Raw genomic sequence first — 12932 nt, forward strand, 5'->3', positions numbered from 1 at the left:
CGGCGCCGCTCAGTGAGCGGGCCGGGCGGCGCTCAGAGCTCTTCGGGCGCGTCGCCCTCGGTGGCGGCAAACGTGGCCCGGATCCCGTTGGCGATCGAGATCGCCTCCGCCTGCGAGTGCGCACCGAGCTTGCGCAGCAGGCGCTTGACGTGGGTCCGGACGGTGTCGCGCGCGAGCACGAGCTCGTCGGCGATCTGGTCGACGGAGAGGCCCGCGCAGAGCAGGTCGAGGACCTCCCATTCACGCGGGGTGAGCTTGCTGCGCACCGGTCGGACGCCCTGACCGCCCACCGGCAGCGCCCGCAGGCTCTCGATCAGGCGCCAGGTCAGCTCGGGCCCGGCGACGGGCTCCCCCGCTGCCATCCGCGCCACCGCGCTGACGATCTGAGAGATCGCCTCCCCACCCACCCCGCCCTTGACCTGGTGGCCGGCAGCGCCGGCGCGCAGCCCGACCATGCCGAGCTCGACGTCATCAGAAGCCGTCAGCAGCAGGATCCGGACGCTCGGCGCGCGCGCCACGATCTGCCGCGTCGCCGTCAGGCCGTCGATGTTGGCCATGACGATGTCCATGATCATCACGTCGGGCCGGAAGTGGGCGGCCAGGTCGATCGCGTCACGGCCGTTGTCGGCCTCGGCGATGACGGTCATGCCGGACTCCTGCAGGGCGGCGCGCAGCTCGGCGCGCAGCCCCTCGTCGTCGTCGACGACGACGACGCGCGCGGGCTGGGTCACATCCTGTCGGCCACGCGCCACGATCGGCCCAGTATGGCGGGTGGGCGGGGCGCTGTCAGCGCCGTCATGCGCCGCCCGCACCGCGGGCGACGTCGACGATCGCCGCGCGCACGAGCGCGAGATCGGTCGTCTTGGGGATGTGCAGGGTCACCAGCCGCGACTCGACCGGCGCGATCAGGTCAGGCTCAAAGCCCGAGAAGGTGACGATCGGCACGCCCGGCGCGGCGCCCGCCATCGCGGTCAGCAGTTCTCCGGGGGGCGGCCCCGGCATCTGCAGGTCGAGCACGACGACATCGGGCTCGAGCTCTGCGACCATCGCCAGCGCCTCGCGCCCGTCTGTGGCCTCGCCGACGACGACGACCTCTTCGATCGCCGCCTCGGGCCGGCGCTGCAGCGCCCAGCGCAGCAGCGCGCGCATCTCGGCGGCATCGTCGGCCAGCAGGATGCGCAGCGGCGCGCTCATGGAGCAGCGGCTGGGAGGTGCACGGTGACGATCGTCGCACCGTCGGCACGGACCTGCATGGCGATGCTCCCGCCGCGACGCTCGACGAGCCGGCGGCAGACCGAGAGGCTCACGCCGGCGCCGACGAGCGCGCCGCGCCCGCGGGGGCGGGCGAACGGCTCGAACGGGCCTGCGGCCGCCTGAGCGGGTGGATCGGAGTCGGCTTCTGGGGGGGTGCCGTTGTCGAAGAGCTCGACCACGACCCCGTCGCCGGCGGTGCGGCCGGTGAGGCCCAGGCGCGTGGCGCCGGCCGCCAGCGCGCTGCGCAGCAGATGGAGGAAGAGGCGCTGGGCCTCGCGTGACTCCAGCGCGGCGCGCGGCAGCGGCTCGCGCTGGACGTGCACCGGCACACGGCTCAGGAAACTCTCGAGCTCGGCGGCAGCCGCGTCGAAGGCCAGGTCGAGATCGGCCGAGGGCGCCGGACCGTCGGGCTCTGTGGCCGCGCGCGCCACATCCAGGAGATCGTCGACGTAGCGCTGGGCTCGTTCGCCGCCGGCGTTCAGCGCACGCAGCGCATCCTGCTCCCCGGCGCCCGCGCCGGCCCCGCCGTGCTGAAGCTCGAGCACGGCGGCGGCGCCGCGCATGAGCGCGATCGCCTCGCCGAGCTGATGTGCCGCCAGAGCGGCGAACGCCTCGAGGCTGTCCTGCGGTGTGAGCGCAGGCTCCTCGGCGGTCATTCCTCTGCCGGAAGCCCGTCCTCGAGCATGCCGGCGCGAAGGCGCGAGGCGGCCGCGACCGCATCACGACGAGAGCGCACCTCGAGCTTGCGCAGGACGTTCTTGACGTGCGAGCGGACGGTCTCGACCGACACCACCAGGCGGTCGGCGATCTCGTCGGTCGACAGGTCCTGGCACAGGAGGTCGAGGACCTCCCACTCGCGCGACGTCAGCTGGCTGCGGATCGGCCGCAGGCCCGCGCTGTCGGTGCGCACCAGGCGCAGGTCCTCGATCAGCCGCATCGTCAGACGACGGGTGATGACGGCCTCGCCGTTCTTGGCGCAGTGCAGCGCCCGCGGCAGGGCGTCGATCCCGACGTTCTTGCACAGGAACCCGGAGGCGCCCGCGCGCAGCGTCATCAGGCCGACCTCGTCGTCGTCGCTGGAGGTGAGGATCACCACGCGCACGTCCGGCGCGATGCGCCGAATCTCGCTCATGGCGGCCAGCCCGTCCATCCCGGGCATGATCAGATCCATCACGACGACGTCGGGCGTGTAGTACGCCGTCAGCTCAACCGCTTCTCTTCCGCTTCCCGCTTCCGCGATCACCGTGATCCCAGCGAGCTGCAGCACATCGCGCAGCATGCGTCGGGCCAGCGGATCATCGTCCGCCACGATGACGCGCAGCGGCGCGTCCCCTTCTACCTTGAATTCCATCCCCATGAGCCCTTCCCGGTCTCGTCCACAACCGGTGCCTCTCGCTATAGAGCGACATAGAAAAGAGCAAAGCCGGTTGCAGCGTGGGGTATTTTTTGACCCCCATGCAGGAATTCGGACAATCGGGGCGGTTCTTGAGGCTTGCGGCCGCGCAGGCGGTTCCCTGGGGATTGAAGGGAACCGCCACGCGGCCACGCGCCGCTGAGCACGGACCGTCCGGTGCGCTCCCAGCTCCACGCGGCGTTGCACGATCTAGGGCTCTCCTGCCGGCGGACCGTGCGTAGCGAAACCTACGGCGGCGCCAAGCGACACGCGGGTGACTTGCATTCGGCCCGGCGAGGGAGGTCATCAGCGGCAGGTGGGGCAGGAAGTTCCCCCATACGCCGGCCGGGACTGCCGATTCAATGGGTTGAGCAGGTTTCCGGAGGACACGACGTCGTACGGAACGGGGATTGAGCGAATCGTGAGGACCGAAGCTGACGTGGAGTCGGAGGGCGACGACGCGCAGGACGACGAGCGTCGGCGGCGCACGTCGTCGCGCTGGTGGCGCAGCCGCGCGCAAAGCGTGGTCGACGACGCGATCGGCGAGACAGCTTCCTCCTCCGGTGAGGACGAGCGCCGCCAGCAGCTGGCCGACGTCGGCCACGAGCTGAAGTCGCCGCTGTCGATCATGCTCGCCCTCTGCACGCGCCTCGAAGAGGCCGGGCGCCTCGCGCCCGAAGACGCCGACGATGTCGCGCGCATCCGTGCCAACGCCTACACGATGCTGCGCCGCGTGCAGGACCTGATGCTCGTGTCGCGCCTGGAGAGCGTCGAGCTCCAGCTCGAAGCCGCCGTCGTCGACGTCGCCGCCATCGTGCGCACTTGCGCCGAGGGCTTCAGCAGCATCGCCGCGCAGCGCGACCTTGATCTCCGCATCGGCGTGCCTGCCCGGCTCCCGGCCGTCGCCGACGAGGAGAAGATCGTCTCGGTCGTCAGCAACCTGCTCGCCAACGCGATCCGCCACGCGCCCAACGGCGGTGTCGTGCGCTGTTCGCTGAGCACCGCTCCTGGGCGGCTGATCCTGCAGGTCGCCGACGATGGCCCGGGTGTCCCAGCCGACCAGCGCCACGTCATCTTCAAGCGCTACCGCCGCGACCCAGGTTCGGGCGGCACCGGCCTCGGGCTGGCCATCGTGAGTGAGATCGCCCAATTGCACGGCGGCGCGGTCGCCATCGGCGATGCTCCGGAGGGCGGCGCCCTCTTCACCGTGGAGTTGCCCCTGCGCACCCAGCGCGCCGGCTCGCCGCGTCCCGGCCCGCAGCGTTCGCTCATGCTCGCCGATCGCCAGACGGCGATCATCGAGGAGCTGCGCGCCGATCTGGAGTCCGGTACAGGCGCCGGGCTCCGCCCCCTGCCGCACCGCGGCTAGCAGCCGAAGCCGGAATTACCGCGCCTTTCGGGCGTTATCCGGGGCCGAGCCGGTGCATTGGCACAGGTCGATCACACACGACCACCCGATCCGTGTGAGGGTGGCGGCTCTCCGTCACCCGCGGTAGCCGCGAGGTGGTCGGAGACGCGAGTCCCACCGTCCCCGTCCGGACAAACGTCCAAGCATTAGAGCGTTCGCTCGCGCCGAGAGATACGAGAACCGACCTTCTCAGTGTTCCGGTCGAGGTCCTTGGCAGGGGTTCCGACCGACCCTCTACGCCGCCACTCCATCCCATGCTTCAGCTTTCCCGCTGCAGGCGTAGGCCGCTGCCTGCGCCCATCCTTGGCCTGACGGTAACCGTCCTCACCGTCTTCGCCTCCGCGGCCTCAGCCGCGACTGTCCCTCTCAATGGCCGAACCTTTGATGCTGCGTGTAGCGCGGCGTCGGCCGGCGACACGATCACCGTCCCCGCCGGGTCCTACGGCTCGCAAACACTCAAGTGCACAAAGGCCGTCACGCTGCAGGGCGAAGGCGCCTCGACGGTCGTCAACTACCTCAACTTCTCTGCGGCCAACGGGCCGACCGTGACGGGCATGCGGTTTGTCACGGGGCTGATGTCCAGCGGGTCGAAGAACGTCGCGGTCACGAACTCGACGATCAACAATCAGACCTACATCGAGAACACCAACGGCATGGTGTTCGATCACATCATGTGGGAGCCGGCCACCGCCGGGCAGGTGTGGGAGAACGGCGACATCGTCGACATCTTCCCCGACCGCAACAACGCGCCGGATCACAACATCACGATCCAGGACAGCACGCTGCACGGGTTGCGCTCGCCGACGAGCACCGCGCACTCGGATGCGATCCAGTTGTACAACAACGGGCAGCCTCATACCGGGATCAAGCTCCTGCGCAACAAGTTCTACGACAACGAGTGCATCAACCTGCGCACCAACCCCGGCGACGACGTCACGATCGAGAACAACAGCTTCGGCGACTCCTACAAGGGCATCTCGGGCTGCGGCTGGTACGCGATCGACGTCGGCTACGCCAACATCGTCGCCCGCAACAACACCTTCCCCGGCACGCAGGAGATCCAGGAGACCCCGACCACCAGCGGGATCCACCAGGCCTGGACCAACAACGCCGGCGCCGGCTTCTCGGCCGGCTGTGGCAGCGGCGGCGCCTCCGGCGCCACGATGAGCCACAACATCTGGACCGAGCAGAAGTGCGGCACCAGCGACAAGCAGGTCAGCTCGATCAAGGTCAACAGCGACGGCAGCCCACAGAGCGGCAGCCCGCTCATCGACGCCGGCGACAGCGCGTCCTACCCGGCTGCTGACGTTCTCGGCAACGCCCGCTATGCGGGCCTGGCCCCCGACGTCGGCGCGTACGAGACCGGCTCCATCGGCACCCCGCCGCCACCGCCACCGGCCGACACCACCCCACCAGAGACGACGATCACCTCGGCCCCGGCCGACGGTGAGTCAACCAGCGCGTCGGTCGCCTTCACCTCCAGCGAGACCGGCAGCACCTTTGAGTGCAAGCTCGACGGCGGCTCCTACGCCAACTGCACGTCGCCCAAGGCCTACAACAGCCTTGCCGTCGGCAGCCACACGGTGAGCGTCCGTGCCACCGACGCCGCCGGCAATACCGACACCACACCGGCGTCCGCTACCTGGACCATCAGCACCCCGCCGCCCCCGGCCGACACCACCCCGCCGGAGACCACGATCACCTCGGCCCCGGCCAACGGCACCTCCACCAGCGGCGCGTTCGCGTTCAACTCCAGTGAGGCAGGCAGCACGTTCGAGTGCAAGCTCGACGGCGACGCCTACGCGGCCTGCACCTCACCGCAGAGCTACACCGACGTCGCCGTCGGTAGCCACACGTTCTCGGTGCGGGCGACCGACGCGGCAGGCAACACGGATACCTCGCCTGACACGGCCACGTGGACGATCTCGACCGTCCCGCCCGCCGACACCACGGCACCGGAGACGACGATCACCTCGGCCCCTGCAGACGGGACGTCGACCAGTGCCTCGATCGCCTTCAGCTCCAGCGAGGCGGGCAGCACCTTCGCGTGCAAGCTCGACAGCGGCTCCTACGCCAGCTGCACCTCACCGAAGGCCTACAACAGCCTGGCCACCGGCAGCCACACCTTCTCGGTGCGGGCGACCGACGCGGCGGGCAACACGGATGCCTCGCCTGACACGGCCACGTGGACGATCTCGACCGTCCCGCCCGCCGACACCACGGCGCCGGCGGTGACGATTTCGTCCAAGCCCACGTCGGGCACGGTTGACACGACCGCGAGCTTCGGCTTCAGCGGCAGCGACGACACGACCCCGGCCGACGCGCTCACCTTCCGGTGCAAGCTCGACAGCGGCTCCTATGGGAGCTGCACGTCACCGAAGGGCTACAGCGGTCTCGGGGTCGGTAGCCACACGTTCTCGGTCCGAGCGACCGACGGCGCGCACAACCAGTCGGTGGCCGCCACGGCGACCTGGACGATCGTGGCGCCGGACACGACCGACCCGACGGTGACGATCACCTCGCAGCCGTCGGCGCTCATCCCGTCGCTGTCGACGAGCGCATCGTTCGCGTTCACCGGCGACGACGACACGACGCCCGCCAACGCGCTGACCTTCCACTGCACGTTGGACGGTGCCGCCGCCGCGGACTGCACGTCGCCGGCCGCGGTCGACAACCTCGGCCTCGGGCTCCACACGTTCGCGGTCACGGCCACCGACGCGGCGGGCAACGTCTCCGCGCCGGCATCGGCATCGTGGACCGTGATCGCGGTGCCGCCGCCGCCAGCTCCGACCCCGGACCCGGCACCCGCTCCGGTTCCGTCGACCCCGATTCCGGACCCGACGTCCACCCCCACCGACACCACGCCGCCGCCAGTGGCCGCGCCGCTGATCCCACCGACGCTGTCACTACTGAAGCCGACGAGCGGCACGCGTTTCCGCTCGTCGCTGAAGGCGTCAGCCGCGGCGACCGACGACCAGGCCGTGGATCACGTCGAGTTCTGGCTCGACAGCAAGCGGTTCGCCTATGACACCCGCGCCCCGTACGCAGGGACGCTGGACACTGACAAGGTCAAGGTGGGCAACCACACGCTGGTCGCCCGCGCGATCGACAACCAGGGCCTGTCATCCTCGCTGGGCACCGTGGTCCAGCGGGTCACCGGCGCCAGCACGGCAAGCAGCAAGCCGGTGCAGGTCGCCGCGACCAGCGACGATACGAGCACCGCCTTGCTGGCCACCGGGCCCAAGAGCGGCACGGTCGCGATCGGCCTCACCACCTGTGGTGACGGCCAGGCGAAGGTCGTCAAGACCCTCGCGGTGCGGCTGAGCAAGACGGGCCGCGCCGGCCTCTCGGTCCCGGACGGCAGTTACTGCGTCGCATCGGTGACGCTGACCAAGTAAGCGAACAGGGGCGCCGGCCCGCAAGGCCGGCGCCCTCAGATTTCAAGCCGCGCGTCCTCGAGGTCGATGTCGCGCTCGATGCGCCGCATGATCTCGTCGGTGATGTCACCGCGGTTGCGCTGGCGGATGATCTCCGCCCGCTCGGCCTCCAGCACCTTGCGCCGCAGTCGCTGATAGGCCTGCGAGCCCTCTTCGATCTCGCCGTCGTCGTCCTCGTCCAGGCGGCTCTCGAAGCGGCGGATCCGGAACTCGTAGGACTGGCGCATGCGCTGCGCCGAGGCGTCGCGCACCCACTCCTCGTTCTCGAGCTCACCGAGCCGGTCGATCGCCGCCTGCGAGGCGGCGATGCGCGCACGCGCCTCCTGCTCGGCGACCGTCTCCTCGTCGTCGTAGACGCCGGCGAGGTCGATCAGCTTGCCCAGCGTCAACCCCTGCCCGACCACGGTGACCAGGATCACCGCGTAGGCCAGGAAGATGATCAGGTCGCGCCCGGGGAACGGGTCGCCGGCGTCGGTGTGCAGCGGGATCGCCAGCGCGACGGCCAGCGAGACCGCCCCGCGCATGCCCGACCAGCCCAGCAGCGCGGTCAGCCGAAAGTCCGGCGGCGGCTCACCGGTCCGGCGTGGCAGCTTCTTTACGAGCAACCGCGAGAGGAAGTTGAAGGGGAACAGGAACGCCATGCGCGTGGCGATCACCGTCGCGGCCACCACCGCCGCATAGCCGGCCAGCTCGCCCGCCGAGTACTGGTCGAGGCCGTCGATCACCGTGCGCAGCTGCAGGCCGATGAGCACGAACAGCACGGCGTTGAGACCGAAGGTCAGGATCTCCCAGAAGCCCACGATCTGGATCCGTGTCGACGGCGTTACGAGCTCGGGCGAGCGCCAGCCGAGGTAGAGGCCGGCGCTGACGGCCGCCAGCACCGCAGAGATGCCCAGCGCCTCGGCGGGCAGGTAGGCCATGTACGGCGTCAGCAGCGAGATGGCCGTCTCGGTCGGAGCGTCATCGAGACGCTTGCGCAGCTCGGCGATGACCCAGCCGATCGCCAGACCCAGGGCGACGCCGGCCCCGGCGCTGAGCACGAAGTCCCCCAGCGCCGAGGAGAGCGAGAACGTGCCCGACAGCACGGCGGCGATCGCGAACTTGTAGGCGATCAACCCCGTCGAGTCGTTGATCAGCGACTCGCCCTCGACGATCGTCACCAGCCGGCGCGGAGCGTGCGAGCGGACGGCGATCTCGGCGGCCGCCACCGGATCGGTCGGCGAGACGACGGCGCCGAGCACGAACGCCGCGCCCCACGGCAGGCCGACGACCGCGTGGGCCACCACAGCCACGGTGATCGTCGTCGCGGTGACGAGGCCGACCGCGAGCAGCCCGATCGGCTTGTAGTTGGCCCGCAGGTCCTGGATCGAGGTGAAGAACGCGGCGCCGTAGAGCAGCGGCGGCAGGAACGCGACGAGGATGATGTCGGGGTCCAGGACGAACTCGTCGACGCCCGGCAGAAAGGCGAGCGCGGTCCCGCCGACCGTCAGCAGGATCGGGTACGGGATCTGCGTCCGGTCGGCGAGCAGCAGGAAGGCGCCGGCCCCGACGAGGACCGCGAGGACCACCAAGTCGCCGTGCATGAGTGCCGAAGAGTAGAAGGCGGACGGGCGGGATCTACTTCACGCTGAGCGTGGCCACGGCCAACGCAGCGACGCCCTCACCGCGGCCGACGAAGCCGAGCCCCTCGCCGGTCGACGCCTTCACGTTGACCTGCCCGCCCTCGAGGCCGAGCGCCGCGGCAAGCGTGGCGCGGATCGCCCCGCGATGTGGCGAGAGCTTCGGGCGCTCCATGATCACCGTCGTGTCGACGTGCTCGATGGTGAACCCGGCGCCGGCGATCCGGTCGACGACGTCGCGCAGCAGCACGAGCGACTCGGCGTCCTTGTAGGCCGCGTCGGTGTCAGGGAAGTGCGCGCCGATGTCGTCCAGACCGGCAGCGCCGAGCAGCGCGTCGATGATCGCGTGGGTGAGCACGTCGGCGTCGGAGTGCCCGAGCAGGCCGTGGCTGTGCTCGAGCTCCACCCCACCCAGGATCAGCTTGCGGTCCTCCACCAACTTGTGGGAGTCCCAGCCGATGCCGGTGCGCACGCCGCTCATGTCGCGCCGATCGGCTGCAGCGTCACGTTGCGGTGCTCGAAGACCGCGATCTCGGTGACGCCGACGTCGCTGAGCAGCTCCAGCGCCTGGTCGTACTCGAAGCCGAGCTGCTCGGGCGTGTGCGCGTCGCTGGACAAGGCGATGGGGTTGCCCGCGTCGACGACCATCTCCAGGAAGGCGCGATCGGGGTAGATCTCGCCGACCGGCTTGCGCAGCCCCGCCGTAGACAGCTCGATCGCGATGCCCGACTCGGCAATCTGCTCCATCGCGAGGTCGTAGTAGAAGCGCAGGTCCTTCTCGGGCCAGGGCCGCTCCGGGTGGGCGGGACCCCAATATTTGACGAGATCGGGGTGGGCCAGGATGTCGAACATCCCGCTGGCCGCCGCCTCGCCCAGCCACGTGAAGTAGGTCTTCCACACGTGGTCGGCGCTGCGCCCTGATCTCCACACGTCGAAGCGATCGTAGTCCAGCGCGCCATCGGCCAGGAAGTGGATCGAGCCGACGACGTAGTCCCAGTCCTGGCGCTCCAATAGCGCGCGCATCTGCTCTTCGCGGCCCGGGATGAAGTCGGCCTCGATGCCGAGCTTGAGGTCGGTGGAGCCACGGACGAACTCGCAGTAGCGGTCGATGTCGTCGCGGGCGTTCTCCACCCACAACGGGTGCTGCCAGACATCGAGCGCGGCGGTGAAGCGGTAGACGTGCTCGGCGACGCCGAGCTCGGCGATGCCGAGCTCGGTCGCGACTTCGCGGTAGCGCTGCGCGTTGTCTTGCGTGAAGTACTCGGCGGCGGTGGTGTTCTCGGCGTCGGGGCGGAGGTGGACGTGGTAATCGGTCAGCAAGGTGATGGGGAAGGAGTCTGTTCAGCGACGGCTGCGCAGCAGCAGGTCGGCCAGGCGCAGGTCGTCGGGGGTCGTGACTTTGAGGTTCTCGCGCGGGGACTCTACGAGGCGGACGGTCCCGCCCATCGTCTCGACCAGCGAGGCGTCGTCGGTCGCGGCGGCGAGGATCTCGTGGGGCTGGGCCAGCGCGCGCTCCAGGACGTCGCGACGGAAGACCTGCGGCGTCTGGATCGCCCACAGCCCGCTGCGGTCCAGCGTCCGAGCGACGGTGGGCGGGGTGGGTGGGCCGACATCACCGTGGGCCTGCTCCTTGATCGTGTCGGTCACCCGGGCCGCCGCGATCGCCGCGTCGGCGTCGGCGTCGAGACCGGCGAGGACCGCCCGGATGATCTCCGGCGTCACCAGTGGCCGTGCCGCGTCGTGGACGAGGACAGGGTCGCCGGCGAGCGTGTGGTGCAGCGCCGCGCGCACCGAATGCGAGCGCTCATCGCCGCCGAAGACGCCTGTGGTGCCGGCGGGCGCCTCGATGCCCGGAGGCGTCGCGACGACGATGTGCGCGATCTCGGGCACCGCCTTCAGGGCGTCGATGGACCACTCCAGCATGGAACGGCCCCCACACATGACGAACGCCTTGGGACCAGAGGACCCAAGGCGTTCGCCACGTCCGGCGGCCACGACGAGCGCGACCGCTGACATCAGATGATGTCCTACACCTTCGCGGCGGCGGCCAGGCGCTCGGCCGACGACTTCAGCAAGTCGTCGAGGTACGCCTCCGCGTCGTCCTCGCTCTTCTCCAGCGCGTACATCAGCTCGGAGGCGAGGATCTTCTTGGCACGGGTGAACATCTGCTTCTCGCCGGTCGAGAGGCCCTTGTCGTGCTCGCGGATCGCCAGGTTGCGCACGACCTCGGCCAGCTCGTAGATGTCGCCGGTCTTGATCTTGTCGCGGTTGTGCTTGAACCGGCGGTTCCAGTTCTTGGGCATCTCCGACAGCTCGTCCTGCAGCACGCCGAGGACCTTCTGCACGCTCTCCTCGTCGATGACGCGACGGAGGCCCGCGATGCCCGCGTTCTCGCAGGGGACCATGACCGTCATGTCGTTGTGCAGGATCTTGATGGTGAGGTACTCGCGCTCCTCACCGAACATCTTCTTGACTTCCTTCTTGAGGACCTGCCCGGCCCCGTGATGCGGATATACGACATCGTCGCCGATCTCGAAATCGATGTTGACGATCTCGGGGATGTCGAGGTCTTCCAGGATCTGCTCTTCGGTGCTAGCGGGAATGATGGTCCTCCTTGGTTGGGTCGCCTACCGGGGGATGGGCGGCCACGTTTCCAGCCGGGTCTCGTCCGAGACCACGATCAGGTCTGCAGGTACCGATCGACGAGATTGATCTCCTGCAACCGGCGAAGGCCCTCGCGGATGTCCTTCGCACGAATTTCTCCGACGCCCTCGACGGTCTCGAGCTCCGCGTCTGTGGCGGCGAGCAGCTCGTCGAGACCCCCGAACTCCTTCACGATCTGGGCGACGACGAGCTTCGGGAGCCGAGGCACGCGCCCCAGGATCCGGAAGCCGCGCGGCGAGACCGGGTAGTCGAGGGTGTTCAGCTTGCGGTCATAGCCCATCAGCTCGGCGAGGCGGCCGAAGTCGAGCAGATCCTGATGGGGCATGCGACCGAGCTGGTCGAGCGCTGCGGCGAACGTCTCGTCGGAGTCCGCCGCCAAGTAGTCGTGGATCAGGGCGGCCTTGTCGGCGGCGACGCCGACCATGACCTCCTCGAGCTGCATCTCGATGAGCCGGCCCTCGGTGCCGAGCTCGACGATGTAGCGCTCGATCTCGACGGCCATGCGCGTCACGAGCTCGGAGCGCTGGAGGACCGTCAGGACGTCGTGCAGCGTCGCGCCGCCCTCGAACTCCAGGGCGGTCAGGCGGGTGGAGACCTGGTCGAGGCGGGTGCGGTACTTGTCGAGCGTCGCCAGCGCCTGGTTGGCCTTGGCCAACACGACGGGGATGTCCTCGAGGATGTACTTCGCGCCGTCGACGTAGAGCGACACGACCTCGCGCCGCTGGGAGATGGCGATGACGACCGCGTCGGTCTGCTTGGAGACGCGCTCGGCGGTGCGATGGCGCGTGCCGGTCTCCAGCGTCAGGACGGTCGGATCCGGCGTGAGCTGGACGTTGGCCATCGCGATCTTGGTCGCGTTGGCGTTGAGGACGATGCCGCCGTCCATCTTCGCGACTTGGTAGAGCAGCGCCGGCGTGTAGTCGACGTCGAGTTGGAAGCCGCCGGAGAACAGGAAGCTGAGCTCGTCGTGGTCGCCGATCACGAGCAGGCCGCCCGTGTGCGCGTGGAGGATGTTGTCGAGGCCTTCGCGCAGCGCCGTGCCGGGCGCCACCATCTCCAACGCCTTGACCAGGCGCGGCTCCTGACGGCTCTCCAGCTCGTTCAGATCGTCGCCGGATCGCTGCGCCATCAAGGCAATTCTACCAGGGCTTCTTTAG

Annotated in this window: 12 protein-coding genes; 2 read left to right on the forward strand and 10 right to left on the reverse strand. The window is 69.5% G+C overall.

What is annotated here, in order from left to right; genetic code table 11:
* Positions 1–32: 32 nt before the first annotated feature.
* From VGO10_RS03465 to VGO10_RS03480, 4 genes are read right to left on the reverse strand one after another with little or no spacing between them, the layout of a single operon-like run.
* Positions 33–752: a response regulator transcription factor gene (locus tag VGO10_RS03465; protein WP_327465183.1), complete on the reverse strand. Its 720-nt coding sequence runs from the start codon at positions 750–752 to the stop codon at positions 33–35.
* Positions 753–795: 43 nt separating this feature from the next.
* The gene (locus VGO10_RS03470) at positions 796–1194 is read right to left on the reverse strand and encodes a response regulator (RefSeq protein ID WP_327465185.1); all 399 of its coding nucleotides are present in this window, start codon (positions 1192–1194) and stop codon (positions 796–798) included.
* On the reverse strand, positions 1191–1910 hold the full coding sequence (locus tag VGO10_RS03475; protein WP_327465187.1) for a HAMP domain-containing sensor histidine kinase: 720 nt from the start codon (positions 1908–1910) through the stop codon (positions 1191–1193). Before VGO10_RS03475 ends, VGO10_RS03470 begins: the two co-directional genes overlap by 4 nt.
* Positions 1907–2605, reverse strand: a complete 699-nt coding sequence (locus tag VGO10_RS03480) for a response regulator transcription factor (protein ID WP_327465189.1) — start codon at positions 2603–2605, stop codon at positions 1907–1909. Before VGO10_RS03480 ends, VGO10_RS03475 begins: the two co-directional genes overlap by 4 nt.
* Before the next feature lie 463 nt (positions 2606–3068).
* Here VGO10_RS03480 and VGO10_RS03485 point away from each other — a divergent pair, with 463 nt between their 5' ends.
* Positions 3069–4016 (forward strand): HAMP domain-containing sensor histidine kinase, encoded by a 948-nt coding sequence (locus tag VGO10_RS03485; protein ID WP_327465191.1) that lies wholly within the window; start codon positions 3069–3071, stop codon positions 4014–4016.
* A gap of 593 nt (positions 4017–4609) precedes the next feature.
* Complete coding sequence (locus VGO10_RS03490) at positions 4610–7453, forward strand: Ig-like domain-containing protein (protein WP_327465193.1); 2844 nt, start codon at positions 4610–4612, stop codon at positions 7451–7453.
* 35 nt (positions 7454–7488) lie between these two features.
* On the opposite strand, the gene VGO10_RS03495 is transcribed toward VGO10_RS03490, so the two are convergent.
* From VGO10_RS03495 to disA, 6 genes are all read right to left on the reverse strand, one after another.
* On the reverse strand, positions 7489–9075 hold the full coding sequence (locus VGO10_RS03495) for a Na+/H+ antiporter (protein ID WP_327465195.1): 1587 nt from the start codon (positions 9073–9075) through the stop codon (positions 7489–7491).
* Positions 9076–9109: 34 nt separating this feature from the next.
* Complete coding sequence (ispF, locus tag VGO10_RS03500) at positions 9110–9583, reverse strand: 2-C-methyl-D-erythritol 2,4-cyclodiphosphate synthase (RefSeq protein WP_349258914.1); 474 nt, start codon at positions 9581–9583, stop codon at positions 9110–9112.
* Between the two features lie 5 nt (positions 9584–9588).
* Positions 9589–10431 (reverse strand): histidinol-phosphatase, encoded by an 843-nt coding sequence (locus VGO10_RS03505; RefSeq protein ID WP_327465199.1) that lies wholly within the window; start codon positions 10429–10431, stop codon positions 9589–9591.
* 21 nt (positions 10432–10452) lie between these two features.
* Positions 10453–11127, reverse strand: coding sequence for a 2-C-methyl-D-erythritol 4-phosphate cytidylyltransferase (gene ispD / locus VGO10_RS03510; RefSeq protein WP_327465201.1), 675 nt, complete (start codon positions 11125–11127; stop codon positions 10453–10455).
* An 11-nt stretch (positions 11128–11138) separates the two neighbouring features.
* Complete coding sequence (locus tag VGO10_RS03515) at positions 11139–11714, reverse strand: CarD family transcriptional regulator (RefSeq protein WP_327465248.1); 576 nt, start codon at positions 11712–11714, stop codon at positions 11139–11141.
* Between the two features lie 77 nt (positions 11715–11791).
* Positions 11792–12904, reverse strand: a complete 1113-nt coding sequence (gene disA, locus VGO10_RS03520) for a DNA integrity scanning diadenylate cyclase DisA (RefSeq protein WP_327465203.1) — start codon at positions 12902–12904, stop codon at positions 11792–11794.
* Positions 12905–12932 lie beyond the last annotated feature (28 nt).

Source organism: Baekduia sp., from assembly GCF_035996765.1.
GTDB lineage: Bacteria > Actinomycetota > Thermoleophilia > Solirubrobacterales > Solirubrobacteraceae > Baekduia.